Raw genomic sequence first — 20,932 nt, forward strand, 5'->3', positions numbered from 1 at the left:
ATCCAGTTCCTCCTCGATGAGTGTTATGATGGCCTGAATTGATAGAATGGCTGTATCGATGTGTTTGGCACCCATCGCAAAATTATCCTTGTTGAGGATTAACAGCCGCCGGCCCAGGCTGGGCTCTAAAAAGGTCCCGGTATTTTCGATCTGATAAAGGTGGGCCGTTGCTTAAGAGTTCCGGCTATTACAGATAGCCCCTGAGCCGTTCCCGGATAAAATATGCCCAGCCTCCCGCGCAGCTTTCCCGCCTGAATTCGGGGATGTCTTCCGGGAAATCCGCGGTCACCGTATTGATCAGCCGTACCTGTGTACCCGAGCCTGCCGGGGCCAGTTCAAAGGTGACATACGCCTCTCCCGGATAGGACGCATAGCTCCAGTGGTAAGTGATCCGGTTCGGGGGGTCTGCCTCGGTAACACGCCAGCGATGGGGAAACAGGCGGTCGCCCGACATTACGTCGAAGCCGGTTTCGAAACCTACTTCCGCCCGGAAATCCGGGATGTTCTCAAAGTACCATTCCCGCATTTGCCCGGGGTCGGTAATCGCCTCCCAGACTTTGTGGACCGGGGCGTCTAGGGTTTCTGTAACCACTATGGGGTCGTCCGAATGTTTCATGCTTGAATATATTAAGTTCCTATTAGCCCGGAGCTTTTATCGCGCCTTTTTGGCCTCCAGGAAGGCCTGTTGTAACCTTTGTGTCACCGGGCCGGGGACCTCCCCGTAGCAACGCTGCCCGTCCACCGAGGAGATGGAAAGGACCTGGGTGCTCGTCCCGGTGAGGAAGGCTTCATCCATCCGCGTAATCTCCTGGACCGGAATCCCCTCAAGCCGGACCTGGATCCCGAGGTCCCGGCACAGGCGCAGGACGACCTGTCGCGTGATGCCGTCCAGGATGAATTCATTGGCCGGGTGGGTGAAAACGATGCCGTCCCGGACAAAAAACACATTGCAGTGGGAGGCTTCGGTGGCTACCCCACCCCTTAGGAAAACCGTTTCATAGCAATCGTTGGCGGCCGCCTCCTGGTTGGAGAGGATATTCCCGAGCAGGGAGGTGCATTTGATGTCGCAGCGGGACCAGCGGAAGTCCTCGCGCAGGATCACGGCTGCCTGTGCGGCGTTGATATCCGGGAGGGTCTTCGGCCAGGCGTACATCATGGCCGTGGGTTGCGCGTCCGGCGGGAAGGCATGCTGGCGCGGGGCAACCCCCCGCGTTACCTGCAGGTACAAAAGGCAGTCTTCATGGACCAGGCTGGAGGCTTCCAGCAGGGCAGGGATGGCGTTTTCGAGGGTATCCACATTGAACCGGATCGCGATCTTATCCAGGCAGGTCTTCAGGCGGTCCATGTGGGCGGCCTGCTCAAAAAACCTGCCATTGATCCGGGCCATCACCTCGTAAATGCCGTCCCCGAAGATAAAACCCCGGTCGAAGACCGAGATCCGGGCATTTTCGGCGTCCAGGATTTCGCCGTTCAGGAATACTTTGCTCGGGTAGTTTGGAATTGTGGGCATGGAAATCGGCGTATTTCCTGCTAAGGTAATCAGATGGCTCGTAAAATAAGTTAATTCCAGAGCGTGCCGTCCAGGCCCAGGACGGTTCCCAGCCAAAGGGATATTACAAACCCCAAAAGGCTAGCCAGGAATACAAGCCCCCGTTTCAGGTCACTTTGGGGGCGGACTATGTCCCTGAGGTAGAAGCTAAGCATCCCGAAAGCTGCGGCCAGGGGGGTAATGACCAGGGGGCGGATACGCCAGTAGGGCCCCCAGGCAGGATCCGGGTGGTCCACGGAGAAAATTAGGAGGGAAATCAGGGCCAACCCGATCAGGGCCCCCAGGGACATCCTTTTAAAGGTGGTCCGGGAGTTGAGGATATGGGACAGGTTTTTCAATTGCGACATGGTGTGGAAATAAAAATTAAAAGTACTTTGAAATACAAAGTAAATAAAAAATTATGAATCCACCACTCATTTCCGGTAGAGGCGGTAGTATTTCCAGGCCGCAAGGCTACCCCCCAGGGAAAAGAGTGCGAGCATCCAGAAAACATGGCGGTGGCCTGCCAATCCCGGGGATTCGTCCAGCAGGTAGCCCATGGCGGGGCCCGCGAAGATGTCCGGGGTAAAGCCAACCAGGGAAACCAGGCCCACGGCGGTACCGGTCAGCAGGAGCGGGATGCGGCCCCGTTCCATAACGGCAAAATAGATGGCCCGGGTGGCATAGACCCCTGCCGCCACGATAAAGGTCGATACAAAGAACAACAGGGTGGCGGAACCGGTAACCAGGCCGGTGGCAAACAACAGGGAACCCGACAGGGCCACCACAAAGCTGACAAACAACATCAGGGTGGTTTGCGTCCGGTCTGCAACCACGCCGATCAGCACGCCGATCAGCGGCCGGATAAAAAGCAAAAAGGTGCCCACCTGGGCCGATGCCACCTGGTCGTAGCGCATCACATCCTGGGCGTAGAGGGAGAAGACATCGGTTATTTTATACCCCACGTACCCGCAGAGGATGATCACCATCAGCAGCCAGACGGAGGGCAACCGGAGGACTTCCCATATTTGTGCCCGGGTGATGCGGGCCACCCGGATCTCCTCCTCGGCCCCGGTGCCGGTTTTCAGAAACATCCAGACCAGTATACCCACCACGGCCACCAGGGCGGATGAAAACAGGATCACGTACTTGAAAGCTTCCCGGCGTTCCCCGAAGGAGGCTACCAGGATGTCGGAGGCCAGGAATATGGAAAATACCAGCACGCCAAGGGTCCCGAACAGGGCCCCGACCAGGCCGCGGCCCCCGTCGAGGAAGCCGAAAGCCTTTCCCTGGGAACCCGTCCCCCCCCATACCCGGGTCGCCTTGATCATCGGTGCCCAGAAAAGGAAGATGGTGGTAAATCCCCAATAGCCATACAGGATGCGTAGCACCACCAGGCCCGGGTAGGTGGCATAGACCAGCCCCCCCAGTGCCGTCATCCAGAGGGCTACCGCAATCAGCCGCCTCGGGGCAAAACGGTCCGCAAGCGGTCCGCCGACCAGGTAGGAGAACAGGGCCACGATGCCGTAAACCGAAAAGCAGAGGCCCAGTTCCACATTGCTCAGGCCAAAGGCTTCAAGGACCGTGGGGCGGAAGACGCGGGAGAGCACAAAGGGCAGGATAAAAACCGATTCCCCCGCCAGGATCAGGATCAAGAGGTAGTACCAGGGGGCTTTTTTCGGATGCATGCGTCGTATTTGGTTGGGCCGGCAGCGGCCGGCCCGGGATCATAAAAGGAAGCGCTGTTCTCGCGGGACCCTCCCGGGCTTCCTGCCATCCTTCCGTTGGTTTATCGAATCCTCACACTTTTTAATCGTGCAGGAAATTTACCGCTTTCAAATTGATGATGTCTGTATTCGGGGCCTCCGGCCTGACGGCGATAAAATAGAGGTCGTGCCTTCCGCTGATGGGTTGATCCAGGGACACCTCCAAAGATTCTACGGTATCCCAGTCTCCGGTTTCCGGGAAGGGGGTTTTTAAAATTACGGGCCCGGCCTGGGAATCGATCCGGACCTCGATGGCACCTGCAGGCCCGGCCGCCGCATATTCAAAGCGGAAACCCGTCAGGGCGGTAAGGTCCACGTCCTTCATCATGTAGAAAGCCTTGTGGCCTGCATTGGTCAGGTAATTGCCAAACCTCTCGAACCCGACATACCTGTCCATGAGTACCATGGGAACCCTGGCGCTGCGCAAAGACAGCACCTCCCGGGTGGTAATGGGTGGCATCCCGTTGGCCCCTCCATCCGTATAGGTGGCTTCCAGCGTATACCGGCCAAGGTCTTCAGAAGGCTCGTGCTGGTCGAACCGGAGGACCCCCTCGGTGGCCAGCTCCGAGAGCTCCCTTTCCGGGGCGGAGAGGGAAAGGATGTATTGTACCATCTCGCTTACGTCCGCAGGAGCGAGCTGGGGGTGTGCGCTCATCAGGCTTTCTCCCCATACGCCGGCCCCTCCCCGGATAACTTTCCCGACGAGGTATTCCAGGGCATCTTCCCGGCCCGAATAGCGTTTGGCGATATCCGAGTAGGAGGGACCCACGGAAGTACCCTCAGCCAGGTGGCAGGCCCTGCAGTCACTGCGTTCTATCAGGGTATACCCATAGGGCCTGGCCGTAACCGGGCGCTCTGCTGCATCGCCGGGTGCAGCCCCGGGATTGGCATCGTACCCGAAGCGGACGGAAACCTTTTCCCCGTCGATGGCCGCGTCTTCCGGATCGGTTACCTCCACGGTATACCGGAAGGGCTCCCCGTCCCAGAAAAAGGATTTGTTGTCCGGGCTTTTAAACCGGATCGCGGGCGGTTCGTTGCCAACCGTAACCCGGACGCTGTCCGAGGCGGTATTCCCTGCACCATCTGTTATTTGCAGGCGGGCGGTATAGGTGCCCGGCCGGGTGAAGGTATGGGTAGGGTTGCGCTCCGTGCTGCCAATTCCCTCCCCTTCAAAATCCCAGGCATAGGCCAGGGTCTCGTCATCGTCCGGATCCCCGGATCCCCGGCTTGAAAAATGGACCCGCAGGGGTGCCCGGCCCGCTATTTCCCGCTTTCCGGGAAGGCCCCGCAATTCCGAGGTGATGAAAACGCGTTGGGACAATGCTGCCTGGGCGGCCGAATCCCGGATCGCGGCTACGGCTTCCGGGGGACGGTTGCCCCGGTTGTATGCAATTTGCACCAGCCGGGCATCTTCATTGTCCGCCCCGTATACGGATCCGTATTCCAGCATGTACAGGATGCCGTCTTTTCCGAAGACCAGGTCAATCGGCCTGCGGAAATCGCCGTTTTCGGTCATAAACGGCTCGGCCCTTACGTATTCCTCCGCTTCGTCGAAACGCAGTGCCTTGACCCAGTTGCGCATCCACTCAAACACAAACAGGGTCCCGTCGTAGTATTCCGGGAACCTGTTGGGGGCATCCGACGCCGGGTCGTAGGTGTAGAAGGCCCCGGCCATGGCCGAACGCCCGCCCGATCCGAAATCCGGGAACTCCTCCGATGCGGCATAGGGGTACCAGATCATGGCCTCCCGGGCCGGGGGGAGCTGGTTGAGGCCCGTATTGTTCGGGGAATCGTTTACAGAGGCCTGTGGATCGAACACCCCATTGCCCGCCTGCTTTTCAAAATCCCAATCCGTATAGGCGCGGTTTTTCCCGATGAAGTAGGGCCAGCCGTAATTCCCGGCGGTTTTGGCCTGGTTGAATTCGTCGTACCCGCGGGGTCCCTGCGGTCCGTCTTCCCCGGCATCCGGGCCGATATCGCCCCAGTATACGGTGCCGGTTTCGGGATTGACAGCAATCCGGTACGGGTTGCGGCAACCCATCACATAAATTTCCGGCCGGGTCCCTGCCGTCCCCGGCTCAAACAGGTTGCCCTCCGGTATCGTATACGGGGTTTCCAGGGCCTGCGGGCCGTAATTGGGCTTGATCCGCAGGATCTTTCCCTTGAGGTCGTTCGTATTCCCGGCAGACCGCTGGGCGTCCAGGCTGAAATATTCCGGGCCGGGCCTTTCGTCCAGAGGCGCGTACCCGTCTGCCGGGAAAGGGCTGCTGCTGTCTCCGGTAGAGAGGATCAGGTTGCCTTCTGGGTCCCAGGCCAGCGAACCCCCGTGGTGGGAACCGCTGTTTCGCTGTACGGGTACCTGCAACAGAACCAGTTCGGAATCCGGATCCAGGGTGTTGTCTTCGCCTACCACAAACCGGGACAGGTTAAACAGGATGGTTTCCTCCTCCGTCGGCGGGGAGTAGTAGACGTAAATCAGGTTGTTGGTGGCGAAGTCCGGATCCAGGGTAACCCCGATCAGGCCGGCCCCGCCTTCGGTAGCTACCTCAAACCGGTGCGCGATGGCCTGTTGGCCCGAATGGATATCGTAGACCCCCAGGTTGGCCGAGCGGAGTTCCGTGTAAAATATCCGGCCATCCTCGGAGATGTCCAGTTCCATGGGGATGCTGAGGTCATTGAGCAGCACGGTTTTCTCAAACCGGTTCTCTTCGGGCACTGCCACAGCGGTGGCCCGGGCATAATCCAGGTTCCTGCCCGGTCCCATGGCGTATTGGATACCGCCCTGCAGGTGTTTCAGGAAAAGGGGTTCCGAAAAAGAGGCGTCCTCGTGGCCGCCCCCGGTATAAAACGCCCGCCCCCCGTCAAATTCGTGGTACCAGGCAATCGGGTGGTAACTGCCGTTGGTCCCGCCCGTGTAGGTTTCCTCGTCAAGCTGCGCCAGGACGTTGATGCCCGGGTAGAACGCCCGGTAGTTATACCATTCATCCGTGCGCTCCCAGCGTTCGGGCAGGCTGTCCGTTGCGGGGTGGTTGCTGTCGGTAATGTCTATGGTTGCCGGCCGGACATTCGGGTTATGCGGGTGGCTGGCGAAATAGGCCCCCACAAGCCGGCCGTACCACGGCCATTCGTATTCTGTATCGGCTGCCGAATGGATGCCGACAAAACCGCCACCGGCCTGGATGTACCGCTGAAAAGCGGCCTGTTGTTCGCTGTTGAGCACATTCCCGGTGGTATTGTTGAAGATGACCGCATCGTATTGCTTTAAATCCCCGTCGTTGAAATCGTCGGCATCCTGGGTGAGCACCACGCGGTAGCCGTTGGCCTCCCCCAGGTCTTCAATGGCCTGGTTCGCAAATGGGATGGAGCTGTGTTGCCATCCCCCGGTTTTGGAGAACACGAGCACGGCAGGGCCATTGTCGCCACAGGAAGTGAGGGTGGCAAAAGCCGCCAGGCATAAAACGAGGTACAGGCAGGTCGAAATGACGGGAAACGGGAAATAGGGGGAACCTGGCCGGTTCCGGCTTTTTGGGATCATATCGGTCAGGGGATGTTTCGCAGGTTTGTCGGGTTCGGTTACGGTTGGCAAAAAGATACGTCGCTTTGACTTTATTTGAAAGTATCTCCGGAAAGGTGTTCGTCGGGGTTGCTGGTAGCTGACGGTTGTGAGCATCCGTGATCCTCAATGGAACCCGGGTTCAGGCATTCAGGATCCCCCCGTCGATGGTGATCGCGGAGCCCGTTATCCAGGAGGAATCCTCGGAGGCCAGGAACAGCGCCAGTCGGGCAATGTCCCCCGGTTCCCCCAATTTTTGCAGCAGGGTGGCTTTCCGGGCTTCTTCCACGGCGGATTCCGGGTGGTCAAAGGCAGCTGCCGATTCCCATAGCAGGGGGGTGTCCACGGGCCCCGGGCAGATGGCATTTACCCGGACCTCAGGCCCGTAATCCCGGGCCATTTGCTTCATAAGGGCCACGGCACCGGCCTTGGAGGCACAGTAGGCCGGATGGTTGGGAAAGCTCTTGAATGCCGCGATGGATGCGTTGATGAGGATGTTGCCGCCACCGGATTTCCGCATTTCGGGCAGGGCAAATTTACAGAGGTAGAAGATGGCGCTCAGATTGGTCTCCAGGGTGCGGTGCCAGTCTTCAATGGAGAGGTCCGTGACCGATCCCAGGCCCAGCACCCCGGCATTGAGGGAGAGCAGGTCCAGCCGGCCAAACCTGTTTACCGTCTCCTTCACCAGTTCTTCGTTGGCCCCTGCCTGGGTGAGGTCCCCGGGCACAAATTGGATGTCCGGGTTTACGGGCCGCAGTTGTTCGAGCAGCGCCTCCCCCCGTTTTTGGTCCCTCCCTGCCAGGGTAAGGCGGGCACCCTCCTTCGCAAACAGTTCTGCGATGGCCTTACCCATGCCACTGGTGGCACCGGTGACAATGGCAACTTTTGAAGTCAGTTTCCCGGGCATAGCCTAAAACTACAAAAATTGCCGGGTTCCTGCGTTGGGATGGAGGTCCGGGTGCAACCGAATTGACAACCCCCGGCGGAATCCAAATGGCACCCACCCACCGTGGGCACCTTGGCGAAATTCGGATGTGAGATACCGCTTAGTTGTACCGGGGCTTTTCCGTCATTTGGAGGCTGTCGCGTTTTTTCTCCAGGCGCTTCCGGTTGTTTGGGCTTCGGGTGCCTCCCCGCAGCTGATGCACAAATGGAGGATGGCGGGTACTAGTAGTATTTTCATGTAACTAGGGTATTGGATTTTTTACGGGAGACAAGTTCATGCAGATAATCATTGGCCTTAAGAACCAGCTTTTTATCGAACAGGTTTTCCGCAGTCGGCCGCATCGCCCGAAAAACACGATCATTCGGGTATGATTAAGGTATTCCTCAGGTCATAAAAGCATTAAGGTCTGGCAGCACGGGTTGGCGGTGGCCCCGGAATATGGGAATTATACAACCTTTCCCCGGCGTTCTGTAGCTGAACCCATGTGTTTCTTTGCACCTTTAATTGTTGGGATTTTAGATTACCCCACCCGACACAACACGTATAGAAATTATGGAAAAGAAAAAAGAAGCTTATTACGAATACGAGGTCAAATCCGGACGGTTGTACAACTTCCTGAGGCCGTTCTATGACAACGGGAGTTCCGTGACCTGGCATGAGCGGAACCAACCGCAGGACCCCGTGGAAGAAATGGTGCCGGCAGAGGAGGAGGATTTGTTTAACTAGGTGTTGTGCCCAACCCGATATGCTCACCTCCAAAATGCATCCTGATGAATGAAACAACCGAGATGCGAAACTGTTTAATTCTTTTTGCGATCTACCTGTTAATGTTGGGGTTGGTGGTCTACCTGTAGGAAACCGGTCTTGAAGGGATGGGAGGCATGCGACTAATATGGCGTGTTATTCGTAGCCACTTTTGATGATAGTGGAAATCATCTTGAACCGTTCATTCGCCTTGATGGCGTTTTTGGAATGTGCGGGGATGATGATGAACTGACCCGTTTCCAGCGTCTGCGAATTGTTCTCAATCTGGATTTCGGCCCGTCCCTCGATGATTTGTATAAACGTATCGAAAGGGGATGTTTTTTCGGTCAGAATTTCACCGGAATCAAAGGACACGGCACTTACGTTGCCCGTGGTTTTTTTGATAATGGTTTTTATGACAACGGCATTGGGAACATATTCAATGATCTCAATGATAATAAAGACTTTCGCTTTTTCAATTTCTAAATTTTCCATAACTGTGATTTGGGTGCGCCCGTTCTTGAATTTGGGCATTTGCCTTCCGTAATGGGGTATTTACAAAGGTGGCCCGGTTAAGGGGAAAAGGCGTTATACAGCGGATAGTATGAGTTGTACTATTCCCACTTTTAATGGAAAGTAAGGTCCCGGGATGTGCCCGGGCACTGCCTGGCTTGTCGCGAAAGGTGTGTCCTTAACTATAGGTTCATTAACGGGGATAGCAATGTGGCTTACAGATCTTCCAGGTTTCCAAAGCGTTTCATTTTAAGCTTTTTATAATAGGTAGGTGTGAGCCCCGTTACTTTTTTAAACTGGTTGGAAAGGTGTGCCACGCTGCTATATTGCAGTTTAAAGGCGATATCGGTCAGGTTTAATTCGTCATAGAGCAACAGTTCCTTTACCCTTTCTATTTTGTTCAGAATAATAAACTGCTGTATGTTGATGCCCTTTACTTCGGAAAAGGTGTTGGCCAGATAGGTATAATCGTAGCCCAGTTTTTCGCTGATATAATCGGAATAGTTTACCCTGGGCAATTCCTCGGAATAATGGATCATTTCAATGATTACCGCCTTGATTTTTGCAATAAGGATCTGCCGTTTGTCGTCGAGCAGCACCAACCCGTAATTTTTGAGGTTTTCACCAAGTTGTTCCCGCTGTTCTTTGGTAATATTTTCAAGGAGTTCAATGGTTCCCAGGTCCACATTCACATACTGCAGGCCCAGTTTATGCAATTCCTGCTTCACCACCATCTTGCAGCGCATGCTTACCATGTATTTTACGAAAATAAACATAGGGTTTCTCAGGATTTGTTTCGAGGGATTCGTATTCAAAACGGGATGAGTTTTGATCTGTGGTCTTTCCATCTCATTCATGGGGATTAGGACGTGCCTAATCCTGATCGGTAAGGAGTAAAATCAGCTAAAGTGCATTATAACAGGATACGTGGCTTAAACGGAGGCGAGTTTACCTGATATACGCTATTGATCATGAGGGCTCCCTATAAGATACGAAATAATTAGGCGATTCCCCCATACTTGGTATTAACATCAAAAGGTTCCTCCTGATTGTCCGGTTCCGGCCAGGTGATCGCCCCGGTTACCGTTACCTCCTCAGGAATGACATCCTTTAGGGCCAATAAAAAAGCAACCAGGTGGTTGCTTTTCGTAATTGGGCCAATGAGACCCTGTGTTCAGCTGCTAAAGCGGCTTTGAAAGTTGTTCCTTAAATCAGGATATTTTCATAAAATCTTTTTCCCCTGGATAATGTTCAGGATCAGGACAATAAGTGCAACCACCAGGAGGGCGTGCAGGAGCCCGCCAATCTGGAATCCGAAGAATCCAATTCCCCAGGCTACAAGTAATACCACCGCGATAACGTAAAGGATATTTTTCATGACCTCTTCTCTAATTGTTTGCTGCTTATTGTTTGCTGCTTATTGGGTGTTGTTAACCGTCAAATCGCTGAATGCCGTGCCCAGGGCTTTCATGTCGCGGTTGAACTCCTCCTTGAAGTCATCCCATTTTTGGGTTCCATCATCCTTATAATCTGATAGTTTCTCCTTCAACTGGGCGTTTTTCGCTTCTATTTCGGCCAAATCCTCCTGGAATTCGCTCCGGTTGTCCATACTCGCCTCGGCAATCTCCAACTTGATTTCGGCAATCCGCTCTTCATTCGCCGTAATCAGCGCTGCAGATTCTTTCTGAAATTCCGCGATGGCCAAATTCAGGTCCTCTTCTGCTTTCGCCATTTCCTTATTGGCCTCCTGCACTGCTTCCCCGGAGGTTGTTGTGCTCTGGATTTTATCGTTACATCCCAAAAACAAGGTGCTGCTTATAATTACGATCCCGGCTTGGGTTAAAATACTATTTCTCATAATCGTGTTTAAAAATTTACCCACAAAGGTTGATTATAATGGGCGGTATCCCGTTACATAACGGGCATAGGGAGTTACATTATTCACACATTTGCTCTGCTTTTCAATGGTTCTTCCTGATGTCGTAAGCCTTTTGAAGTGCGTCTATTGGATCGGTCCCCGGACTGACGGCAGGGATATTGATATCCAAAGCTAGCTGGCCGTAATCGGATCTGGTGTCCCCGGGGTTTGCAACCCGAAGGAATGCCGATAAGGAACTGACCCCGGCCGCAAGGCAACGGGAATCGGCTCCCGGCCTTTTGGCCCCCTTCATGGCAGCCATGAGCCGGTCTGCAAGAGACCCTTTTGCACTTAGGAAAGCAAGTTCCATGTCCTCCAGAACCGCCCGACCCAAAAGGATGTTTCCCTGAATGCTGTATCCCGGGCCGGTAATATGTGATGCCTCGGGCATGTTTTCCTCACCGGTAAACGCCGCAGACAAAAGTTTGCCGTTTACCACGCAGACGATTCCATATTGCCGTTCGGAAATCGAATGGTTGTCGGTTGAGTCGTCATTTTCCACGAGCCACCGGATGATCTTCCCGGGGGTTTCCCCAAGCTCCATGCGTTTCCGGGCTGCTTTCTGGTTTTCGGGGTTCCACCAGGCCTGCGTGTGGATTGCTCCAATTCCCGGAACAATATCGCTGATTAGAAGCGCACCTACTCCTCCTTTTAAGAGGACCGTATCAAGGCATGTGGCCCCTGCACTGCCAATTTCGCCGGTTAAACTGTCGATTGCCACGATCGAAAATGTGTGCTGGGACCATAACAACGACTGAAATCCCATGAGAACGAACAACTTCAGGACGCGTTTCATATGTTTCTATTTTAATCCGTTTGGGCAATTGAGCACCTATGTATCAGGAGGTTAAACAAGATAAGGAATTTGCCAGGCACTGCGGGCCGGCCCGTCAGGCAATATTTTTTTCAGGCTCTTTTGGGGTTTGAAGCGTCTTAATCACCCTGGAAGCTGCGGATTACTTACATATAGTTTGGAATCCAATATTTAATGTGCTTTATTATAAAGATGACTAAAATCGAATCTTCAGAATTTCGGTTATTCCGGATTGGAAAACCACAACAAACTCTCGCGGACCATTGAAAACGTATCAGGAACAAAAAACAATTACAGATAAAAAGGAAATGACCAAATCACAGGAACTTTTCGAAAGGAGGAAAAATGTGGTGGCCAACGGGGTGGGCGTGTTTAATACGGCCACGGTCCAGGAGGCCAAAGGGGCCATCATCGTGGATGTGGATGGGCGCGAATTGATTGATTTTGCCGGGGGTATCGGCGTGGTCAACGCAGGGCACTGCCCCGGGCCCGTCGTGGAAGCCATCAGGGAACAGGCGGGTAAATACCTGCACACCAGCTTCAATGTGGTTACCTACGAACCCTATATCCAATTGTGTGAAGAGCTCGCGGAAATTCTGCCCCATGGCGATGCAACCAAGGTCATGCTGGTAAGCACAGGTGCCGAAGCCGTTGAAAATGCAATTAAGATCGCAAGGCAGGCAACCCGGCGGCCGGCGGTACTCTGTTTTACCGGGGCGTACCACGGGCGTACCATGATGGCCATGACACTGACCAGCAAAGTGGGCTATAAAACCGATTGCGGGCCTTTTGCCCCGGAGGTCTACCGGTTGCCTTTCCCCAATTTCTATCGGTATGGACAGGGGCGGGACGAAGACACCTTTGTCCGGGATGAATTGAAGCGACTTCACGAGAGCGCGCTGAACCTGGTGGACACGGAGAGCCTTGCCGCGATAATTCTGGAACCCATCCAGGGCGAGGGCGGGTTCAACCCCATCCCTCAGAAATATCTGGAAGGATTGCGGGCGTTTTGCGATGAACACGGCATCATGCTGATCATGGATGAGGTACAGAGCGGGTTCTGCCGTACGGGCCACTGGGCCAGTTGGCAGCACTACGGGGTGCGCCCCGATATCAGTACCTACGCCAAATCAATGGGTTCGGGCCTCCCCATTGCCGCCGTGGTTGGCCGGGCGGAAATCATGGATGCCGCAGTCGCGGGCTCCATTGGGGGCACCTACATAGGCAGCCCCATCTGCTGTGTGGCCGCATCAGCCACGATTCAGTATATGAAGGATATCGATCTGAACGGGAAAGCCAAACGGATCGGCAGCGTCATCATGGAGCGGCTGCGGAAGTTGCAGCAGGAACTTCCTGAAATCGGGGATGTGAGGGGAGTCGGAGCCATGATCGGCATAGAATTTAATAAGAATGGGGATCCCGGGCAGCCGTATACCGAACTGTGTCCCGAGATCGTCAGGGGTTGTGCGGAAAACGGGTTGATACTGCTCAGTGCAGGCACCCATAAGAATATTATCCGGATCCTTTCCCCTTTGGTGATCACGGACGAACAACTGGATAAAGGGCTGTCCATCCTGGAGGAAGAAATTAAAAAGGCAATACAGAAAAATACATGAGACCATTCGCAATCGCAGGAATACAGATGAAAGTATCGGCCGTCGCTTCCAACGTGGAAATGATGAAGCTGAAACTTGCCATTACCATGAACCTCTATCCCTGGATAGAAATGGTCATGTTCAGTGAATTATGTGCCTATGGGCCACTGACCCATACCGCGGTGGAAATGCCCTGCGCCTTTGAATCGGAAATGCGGGCCATGGCCAAGAAGTACGGTATCTGGCTGCTCCCCGGTTCGATATTTGAAAAAAGCGAAGGTAAAATCTACAATACTGCCACGGTGATCAACCCGGAAGGGGAAATCGTGACGCGGTACCGCAAGATGTTTCCCTTCTACCCCTACGAGGTCGGGGTGACGCCGGGGTCCGACTTTTGCGTGTTCGATGTCCCGGAAGTGGGAAGGTTCGGAGTGAGCATCTGCTATGACATGTGGTTTCCCGAAACCATCCGCACCCTGGCGTCCATGGGTGCCGAAGTAATATTGCACCCTACCATGTCCGGCACCATAGACCGGGAGATCGAACTATCCATCGTCCGGGCGATGGCTTCCGTCAACCAGTGTTTCTTTTTCGATGTCAACGGCCTGGATACCGGGGGCTGCGGGCGATCCATCGTCTGCGGGCCGGACGGGCGGATCCTGCACCAGTCCGAGGGCACCGAAGAAATCATCCCCCTGGAGCTCAGTATTGAACGGGTGAAGCGAAGCCGGGAAAGGGGCATCCTGCGACTGGGACAGCCGCTCAAGAGCTTTCGGGACCATATCGGGCAGTTCAGCATCTATCAGCCGAATGCGCCCAAACCGTACCTGGATTCCCTGGGCCCGCTCATCAAGCCTTCCCGCCTGGATAAACTGACCGAATTAAAGATTAAGGAGAATACTTTGGAACAACAGATTTATCCCGTACATTATAAGGGAGACGGTTCAATTTAATTAACAAGGACAAATGGGCGATGTAAAGTCGAAGAAAATGATGAAGAAACCCGAAGAAAGGAAGGATTTTGTGAGTTGGTTTGAAATACCGGCTACCGACTTCCGGCAGGCGGTTGATTTTTATCAGCACATCTTTGGCATTACCATGCAGGAAAACCGAACCGATACCAATGCCATGGCCTTTTTTCCGGCCAAAAACGGGGTCGGGGGTGCGGTGATCGCCGGCCCGGGGTCCGTCCCCAGCGATGCCGGCCCGCTGATCTACCTCAACGGCGGCAAAAACCTCAATGAGGTTTTGGGCCGGGTGGAAGAAGCAGGGGGGCGTATCATCATGCAAAAGACCCTGATCAGTGAAGAATCGGGTTATTTCGCGATTTTCCTGGATTCCCAGGGAAACAAACTGGCACTGTATTCCGCGAATTGAACAGCCGCACCTTTTTAATCATATCTGCCTGATCCATAGTACGGCTCACTTGCGCCCGCAACCGGCAGATTCAATCGGGATGGCCACGCCACCCAATGCAAATCCCCGGGGATATTCCGCAAGGTAACTGAGCCTTCCCGGACTTCGGTTTGATCCGAAGCGCCGGCCGGTGGCCCATTAATCAGCTAATACATACGAATTGCAATGTCAACAAACCAGAAACAGATAAAACCGGATTCCAAAAGTTCGCCCTATTACAATATAGGCCAGCTGCGGGTGGACTATTGGAACAAACTCAAAATCGAAACTTCCGAACTGGCGCGTTGCCAGAAGGGGTCGGCCAATGAGAAAAAGCACAAGCAAACGGCCCAAGACCTGATAGCCGACCTGAAAGGGGTGGAATGTTTTTTTGCTTCCCCCGGGAAAGGGCGTATGCAGAAACTTGAGTATTTGCTCTCCAACCACGAGCATACCTCCCTGTCGCTTTTGGTTGCCGAGACCACCAAGCAGTTGGTGGGCGACAGCTACCGGGTCAACCCGGAATACCTGGACAATGACGAGAACAGCCTGGAGTGGATGGAAGAACACGAGCCTTCCAACAGTATCCGGAAAAACCATTTTGAGGTATTGTTCATCGATGCCATTTCGGAGCAGGAAGAGAGCCAGCTCCGGCACCGGCTCCAGGCGTTGCGTACCTCCAATGACCAGTTTACCTACGGGGTCGTGGTGCAGCGGTCGTTTCAGGATGCCCTGATCGCCCTGCTGTTCAACCACAATATACAGGCCGTGGTGGTGCGATATGCCCCGCCTTACCATTCAAAGAACAGTTCACCCCTGATCAAACCCTATATCCAACCGGTAAAAAAGCTGGATTTTGCGTCGGCGCCAGAAACGGACCTGGGTCCCATCATCGGCGAGTTGATCGGGCGGTTGAGGCCGGAACTGGATGCTTATTATGTGACGGATACTGCCCTGGGACATCTCAAGGACAGCACCATCAAACGCTTCAAGCGCATCTTTTACCAAACCGAAGACCTGCAGGAACTCCACCTGACCATCCTGCGCGGGATAGCCGAACGCTATGAAACACCCTTCTTTTCGGCTCTGGTGGAATACAGCCAGAAACCCACCGGGATTTTCCATGCCATGCCCATTTCCCGGGGGAATTCGGTCTTTAAATCCCGGTGGATCCACGATTTCGGCGAATTCTACGGGCGGAACATGTTTTTGGCGGAAACCTCCGCTACCACGGGCGGGCTGGACTCCCTGCTGCAGCCAACCGGGCCCTTGAAAAAAGCCCAGGAAATGGCCCGCGATGCCTATGGGTCCCAGTACACCTATTTTGTCACCAACGGCACCTCCACTGCAAATAAGATTGTCATGCAGGCGCTCGTGCAGCCCGGCAACGTGGTGCTTATCGACCGGGATTGCCACAAGTCGCACCATTACGGACTGGTGCTGGCAGGGGCCTATCCGGTTTACCTGGATTCGTACCCCATCGAGAAATATTCCATGTACGGGGCTGTTCCACTGGAACAGATCAAGGGCAAGCTGCTGCAATTGAAGGAATCCGGGAGGCTCGATAAGGTGAAGATGCTCCTGCTGACCAACTGTACGTTTGACGGCCTGGTTTACAACGTGGAGCGGGTCATGGAGGAAGTCCTGGCGATCAAGCCCGATATGATTTTCTTATGGGATGAAGCCTGGTTCGCTTTTGCGGGTTTTGCCAACAACTACCGCCAGAGAACGGGGATGTATGTGGCCAACAAGCTGCATGCAAAATATAAAAGCGAAGCCTACCGTAAGAAGTATGAAGCCTACATCCAGGGGATGGACAACGGGGAGGTCCCGAAACTTCCCGATCCCGACAAGGTCCGCATCCGGGTATACGCCACCCAGAGCACCCACAAAACTCTGAGCAGTTTCCGGCAGGGTTCCATGATCCATATCTGGGACCAGGATTTCCGCAGGAAGAGCGAGAACACCTTTATGGAAGCCTACATGACCCATACCTCCACCTCGCCCAATTACCAGATGCTGGCCTCCCTGGATGCGGGCCGGAGGCAGGTGCAGCTCGAAGGTTTCGAGCTGGTCGAAAAAAGCATCGAACTGGCCATGGTGCTGCGGGCAAAGGTCAACGACAACCCGCAACTGAGCAAATACTTCGATATTCTGACGGTACACGATTTTATACCGGACAGCTACCGGCAAACCGGCCTCAAGGAATACTATACCAAAAACGAAGGCTGGAACCGCATGGATGATGCCTGGGAGCATGATGAATTTGTCCTGGACCCCACCCGGATTACCCTGCATATCGGCAGGACGGGGGTTGACGGGGATACGTTCAAGAACAAATACCTGATGGACAAATTCAACATCCAGATCAACAAGACCTCCCGGAACACCGTCCTGTTTATGACCAATATCGGTACCACCCGGGGCAGCGTCACCTACCTGACCAATGCCCTGCTGAAAATTGCGGATGACCTGGACAGGGAATTTAGGGCACTGAACGACAAGGAAACCGAAATCCGCCAGGGCCGGATCCATTCCCTGACCGAGGAGGTGCCCCCCTTGCCCGATTTCAGTTATTTCCACCCCTCTTTCCAGGCCGTGCCGGGGGTACCCGGGGGCAACCTGCGGGCAGCCTTCTTCCTGGCGTACGAGGAGGAGAATTATGAGTACGTGCCTTTGGATGAATGCCTGCCAGCCATGGAAAACGGCAGGACGCTGGTCGCCTCGACATTTGTGATCCCGTATCCCCCCGGCTTTCCGGTGTTGGTGCCCGGGCAGGTGGTCAGCGAGGAAATCATCAATTTCCTCACGGTCCTGGATGTCAGTGAGATCCACGGGTACCGGTCCGACCTGGGCCTGAGGGTATTCAGGGAAAGTATCCTGGACCGCCATAAGACCACGACCGCCATCGGGGCCATGGCAACCGGAATGCGAAAAAAAGTTAGTCAATAATCAGAAAAAAGTTCAAACATATGAGTGCAAAAGAATCTACCCAGACAACCAAGTCCGCCAAGCCGGCAACGAAAACCGCGAAGCCCGCCACCAAATCCGCGAAGCAGGCAACGAAAGCTACCAGGCCAGGGGCGAAAACCGCCAGGCCTGCAAGCAAAACAGCCAGACCTGTAAGCAAAACGGCCAGGCCCGCAGGTAAAACCGCCGGGCCGGCAGGCCAAAAGAAGACGCCGGTGGTCAATAAAGCAATGGCCGAAGTACTGAACGGCGTGCCGGACATCCGGAGGTTCTTCTACAAGAATGAGGTCCCCCTCTATTTTATCAGTGCCACGAATTTCAACATGCTGGGTGCGGATGAATGGATCAAGGGCTTTAAGTTCATCTGCCATATCGAATGCTTCGATGGACAGCACCCCAATGTATTTTCTCCCAAAGAGGAAATCCCCCATGACGAGTTTACATCCATTGAGGATATCAACAACTACCTGCTGCAACACCCCGAGGTACAGGATTACCTGAAGACCCGGAAAAAGGGAAACCAGACGGGCAAGGCCATGTTCCTGATGTTCAATGAAGAGACGGAGAAGCTGGCTAAAAAACTCGGGCTAGAGATCATGTTCCCCGATTCCCGGATGCGGACGTTCATGGACAACAAGGTAAACACCAACCGCATCGCCGAAAAAGCTGGTGTCCCCTGCGTCCCCTATGTGCTTTCTGCCGTAAAGGATTACAAGCACCTGCGCAAAATTTCCGCATCCCTGGGGAACGATCTGGTGATCCAAACCCCTTTCGGGGACTCCGGCCACACCACGTTTTTTATCTCCAATGAGGAGGAATTTAACAAGCACGAGGAGGAGATCGTAAAGGAGAAGGAAGTCAAAATCATGAAGCGCATCAACTGCCGGGGTTCGGCCATCGAGGCCTGCGTTACGCGGCACGGGACCATCGTGGCGCCGTTGATGACCGAACTGGTTGGGTTCAGGGAGCTTACGCCCTACAAAGGGGGCTGGTGCGGCAATGAAATCTATCCCAATGCATTTACGCCCGAATTACGGAATAAAGCGACCCAATATACGCAGCTGTTCGGGGATCAATTGAGGAAAGAAGGCTATAAGGGGTATTTTGAACTGGATTTCCTCATAGATCAGGACAATGGCGAAATGTACCTGGGGGAACTGAACCCGAGGGTCACCGGCGCCAGCTCCATTACCAACCACGCGGTGTTTGCCCTTGCCGATGCCCCGTTGTTCATCTTCCATATCCTGGAGTGGATGGATGTGGATTACCAACTGGATGTCAAACCCATCAACGACCGCTGGTCCAGGCAGGAAAATATCGATGGATGGAGCCAGCTGATCATCAAGCACACGGAAGACACCATTGAATATGTGTCCCAGGCACCCAGATCGGGCATCTACAAAATGTACGACACCGGCCACATCCAATTCGACCGTATGGATACCCACCGGCGGGCTGTGGAAAGCGAAAACGAGGCATTTTTCCTGCGGATCCCCAAGGAGGGGGATTACCTGTACGAGGGTGCCGACATGGGAATCCTGGTTGCCCGGGGTCGTATGATGACCGATGATTTCCAGCTGAACAGCCGCGCCAAAAAATGGATAACGGCCATCCGCGGCAAGTTCGAATCGCAGCTGGTGGAAGAAAAGCGGGAAAAAGTAGCGCTTACGGGCAGTTTAACAAAATAGGAAGGGGCATTTCAGGTAGTAACCATAAGACTGCGGGTGGCCCATGTATCAGTTGGGCAGGACCCGTGGCCCCGGTTGGATGAATAGCCGTACTTTTTAAGCGTCATTTGCAGAAATACAATTACAGGACAGATGGAATTTACAAGTGTCAACCCTTATAACGGCCGGGAGGTCGGTACCTATACCGGCCTCACCCAGGAAGCGCTGGAAGAAAAGCTCCGGCGGAGCCAGGAAGCCTTTGTTTCCTGGCGGAAAGTACCCCTGGCGGAACGCTGCCGGCTGATCAGGAATGCGGGTCAGGTCCTGCGGGACAATGCCGGGGACTATGCCCGGATGATCACCCGGGAAATGGGAAAACCTCTTTCCGAGTCCCGCTCGGAGGTGAACAAATGTGCATGGGTTTGCGATTTTTATGCGGACAACGCCGAGGCCTTCCTGGCGGATGAAATCATCAGCACCGACGCTTCCCAAAGTTTTGTGCGTCATGACCCCATAGGGGCGGTATTGGCGATCATGCCCTGGAACTTCCCGTTCTGGCAGGTATTCCGGTATGCGGCCCCCACCCTTACAGCGGGGAACACGGGCCTGTTGAAACACGCCCCGAACGTTTTTGGCTGCGCGCAGCAGATAGAAGGAATATTCACAAAGGCCGGTTATCCGGAAGGGGTATTCCAAAACCTCATCATCCACCACGACCATACGGAGAAAATCATCGCCCACGATGCGGTAAAAGCCGTTACCCTGACAGGAAGTGAACGGGCAGGAGCTGCCGTGGCGGAAATTGCGGGCAAATACATCAAAAAAACCGTCCTGGAACTCGGGGGCAACAACGCCTTTATCGTATGGAGCGACGCCGACATTGACAAAGCGGTAAAGACGGCTGTTACCGCCCGCTTTCTGAACAGCGGGCAGAGTTGTATCGCTGCCAAACGCTTTATTCTACTGGAGGATATCTATGACGAATTCGTCTCGAAATTCACCCAGGCCGTACGGGACCGGAAACCGGGCGACCCCATGGATGAAGCGACGGAAATAGGTCCATTGGCCCGGCGCGACCTGGCCGATCAACTCCACCGGCAGGTTCAGGATTCCCTGAAGCAGGGAGCTGAATTGCTCCTAGGCGGGAACCAACAGGACTGCTATTATGAGCCCACGATCCTCGGGAATGTAACGCCCGGGATGCCGGCCTTCGACGAGGAAACCTTCGGGCCAATGGCCGCCGTGATAAAGGCCAGGGATACCGACCATGCATTTGCGCTGTCGGAACAATCCAAATACGGGCTCGGGGTAACCGTCTGCACATCAGACATAGAGAAAGCCCTGAAGGAGATCCCTAAAGTCAGCGATGGCGCCTATTTTATCAATGAACTGGTAAAATCCGACCCCAGGCTGCCCTTCGGGGGTACGAAAAATTCGGGATATGGGCGCGAACTGGCCAGGGATGGCATCCTGGAGTTTGTGAACCGGAAAACGGTTTATGTAAACAAGGGGTAGGGGCGTTG

General features: G+C 54.4%; 19 protein-coding genes. 7 read left to right on the forward strand and 12 right to left on the reverse strand.

The genetic code is table 11. The features are described from left to right. Positions 1-187: 187 nt before the first annotated feature. From H7F20_RS10765 to H7F20_RS10790, 6 genes are all read right to left on the reverse strand, one after another. A complete protein-coding gene (locus H7F20_RS10765) occupies positions 188-616 on the reverse strand; it encodes an SRPBCC domain-containing protein (protein ID WP_185786188.1) in 429 nt (142 codons plus the stop codon). A 36-nt stretch (positions 617-652) separates the two neighbouring features. Next, positions 653-1,510 (reverse strand): aminotransferase class IV, encoded by an 858-nt coding sequence (locus H7F20_RS10770; RefSeq protein ID WP_185786189.1) that lies wholly within the window; start codon positions 1,508-1,510, stop codon positions 653-655. A gap of 50 nt (positions 1,511-1,560) precedes the next feature. Continuing rightward, positions 1,561-1,896 carry a potassium transporter KefB gene (locus H7F20_RS10775; protein ID WP_185786190.1) on the reverse strand — a complete coding sequence of 112 codons (336 nt, stop codon included), beginning with the start codon at positions 1,894-1,896 and terminating at the stop codon, positions 1,561-1,563. Between the two features lie 66 nt (positions 1,897-1,962). After that, positions 1,963-3,216, reverse strand: a complete 1,254-nt coding sequence (locus H7F20_RS10780; protein WP_185786191.1) for a nitrate/nitrite transporter — start codon at positions 3,214-3,216, stop codon at positions 1,963-1,965. Positions 3,217-3,337: 121 nt separating this feature from the next. Further along, positions 3,338-6,829 (reverse strand): ThuA domain-containing protein, encoded by a 3,492-nt coding sequence (locus tag H7F20_RS10785; protein ID WP_185786192.1) that lies wholly within the window; start codon positions 6,827-6,829, stop codon positions 3,338-3,340. Between the two features lie 160 nt (positions 6,830-6,989). Continuing rightward, complete coding sequence (locus H7F20_RS10790) at positions 6,990-7,754, reverse strand: SDR family NAD(P)-dependent oxidoreductase (RefSeq protein ID WP_185786193.1); 765 nt, start codon at positions 7,752-7,754, stop codon at positions 6,990-6,992. Positions 7,755-8,345: 591 nt separating this feature from the next. Between H7F20_RS10790 and H7F20_RS10795 the strand changes: the two genes are divergently transcribed. Next, complete coding sequence (locus tag H7F20_RS10795) at positions 8,346-8,519, forward strand: hypothetical protein (RefSeq protein ID WP_185786194.1); 174 nt, start codon at positions 8,346-8,348, stop codon at positions 8,517-8,519. Between the two features lie 174 nt (positions 8,520-8,693). Here H7F20_RS10795 and H7F20_RS10800 read toward each other — a convergent pair whose 3' ends face one another. The 5 genes from H7F20_RS10800 to H7F20_RS10820 form a co-directional block, all read right to left on the reverse strand. Next, positions 8,694-9,032 carry a cupin domain-containing protein gene (locus H7F20_RS10800; RefSeq protein ID WP_185786195.1) on the reverse strand — a complete coding sequence of 113 codons (339 nt, stop codon included), beginning with the start codon at positions 9,030-9,032 and terminating at the stop codon, positions 8,694-8,696. 233 nt (positions 9,033-9,265) lie between these two features. Continuing rightward, positions 9,266-9,826 carry an AraC family transcriptional regulator gene (locus H7F20_RS10805; RefSeq protein WP_221898764.1) on the reverse strand — a complete coding sequence of 187 codons (561 nt, stop codon included), beginning with the start codon at positions 9,824-9,826 and terminating at the stop codon, positions 9,266-9,268. A gap of 446 nt (positions 9,827-10,272) precedes the next feature. Then, a complete protein-coding gene (locus H7F20_RS10810; RefSeq protein WP_185786196.1) occupies positions 10,273-10,428 on the reverse strand; it encodes a lmo0937 family membrane protein in 156 nt (51 codons plus the stop codon). Between the two features lie 39 nt (positions 10,429-10,467). Next, positions 10,468-10,932, reverse strand: a complete 465-nt coding sequence (locus tag H7F20_RS10815; protein WP_185786197.1) for a hypothetical protein — start codon at positions 10,930-10,932, stop codon at positions 10,468-10,470. A gap of 79 nt (positions 10,933-11,011) precedes the next feature. Further along, positions 11,012-11,764: a DUF1028 domain-containing protein gene (locus H7F20_RS10820; RefSeq protein WP_185786198.1), complete on the reverse strand. Its 753-nt coding sequence runs from the start codon at positions 11,762-11,764 to the stop codon at positions 11,012-11,014. Between the two features lie 326 nt (positions 11,765-12,090). Here H7F20_RS10820 and H7F20_RS10825 point away from each other — a divergent pair, with 326 nt between their 5' ends. From H7F20_RS10825 to H7F20_RS10840, 4 genes are all read left to right on the forward strand, one after another. Beyond that, the gene (locus H7F20_RS10825; protein ID WP_185786199.1) at positions 12,091-13,398 is read left to right on the forward strand and encodes an aspartate aminotransferase family protein; all 1,308 of its coding nucleotides are present in this window, start codon (positions 12,091-12,093) and stop codon (positions 13,396-13,398) included. Beyond that, a complete protein-coding gene (locus H7F20_RS10830) occupies positions 13,395-14,330 on the forward strand; it encodes a carbon-nitrogen hydrolase family protein (protein WP_185786200.1) in 936 nt (311 codons plus the stop codon). Before H7F20_RS10825 ends, H7F20_RS10830 begins: the two co-directional genes overlap by 4 nt. A 37-nt stretch (positions 14,331-14,367) precedes the next feature. After that, positions 14,368-14,754, forward strand: a complete 387-nt coding sequence (locus tag H7F20_RS10835) for a VOC family protein (protein ID WP_255444065.1) — start codon at positions 14,368-14,370, stop codon at positions 14,752-14,754. A 204-nt stretch (positions 14,755-14,958) separates the two neighbouring features. Beyond that, positions 14,959-17,724 carry an aminotransferase class I/II-fold pyridoxal phosphate-dependent enzyme gene (locus tag H7F20_RS10840; protein ID WP_185786202.1) on the forward strand — a complete coding sequence of 922 codons (2,766 nt, stop codon included), beginning with the start codon at positions 14,959-14,961 and terminating at the stop codon, positions 17,722-17,724. Here H7F20_RS10840 and H7F20_RS15980 read toward each other — a convergent pair. Next, positions 17,714-18,004: a hypothetical protein gene (locus H7F20_RS15980; RefSeq protein ID WP_185786203.1), complete on the reverse strand. Its 291-nt coding sequence runs from the start codon at positions 18,002-18,004 to the stop codon at positions 17,714-17,716. The genes H7F20_RS10840 and H7F20_RS15980 overlap by 11 nt on opposite strands. On the opposite strand from H7F20_RS15980, the gene H7F20_RS10850 reads away from it, so the two are divergent. Both H7F20_RS10850 and H7F20_RS10855 read left to right on the forward strand, forming a co-directional pair. After that, positions 17,973-19,430 (forward strand): biotin carboxylase, encoded by a 1,458-nt coding sequence (locus H7F20_RS10850; protein WP_185786204.1) that lies wholly within the window; start codon positions 17,973-17,975, stop codon positions 19,428-19,430. The two genes, H7F20_RS15980 and H7F20_RS10850, sit on opposite strands and share 32 nt — an antisense overlap. A gap of 132 nt (positions 19,431-19,562) precedes the next feature. Continuing rightward, positions 19,563-20,924 carry an NAD-dependent succinate-semialdehyde dehydrogenase gene (locus H7F20_RS10855; protein ID WP_185786205.1) on the forward strand — a complete coding sequence of 454 codons (1,362 nt, stop codon included), beginning with the start codon at positions 19,563-19,565 and terminating at the stop codon, positions 20,922-20,924. Positions 20,925-20,932: the final 8 nt, after the last annotated feature.

Origin of the sequence: Robiginitalea sp. SC105 (assembly GCF_014243345.1) — a bacterium.
In the GTDB taxonomy this organism is placed as follows: Bacteria; Bacteroidota; Bacteroidia; order Flavobacteriales; family Flavobacteriaceae; genus Robiginitalea.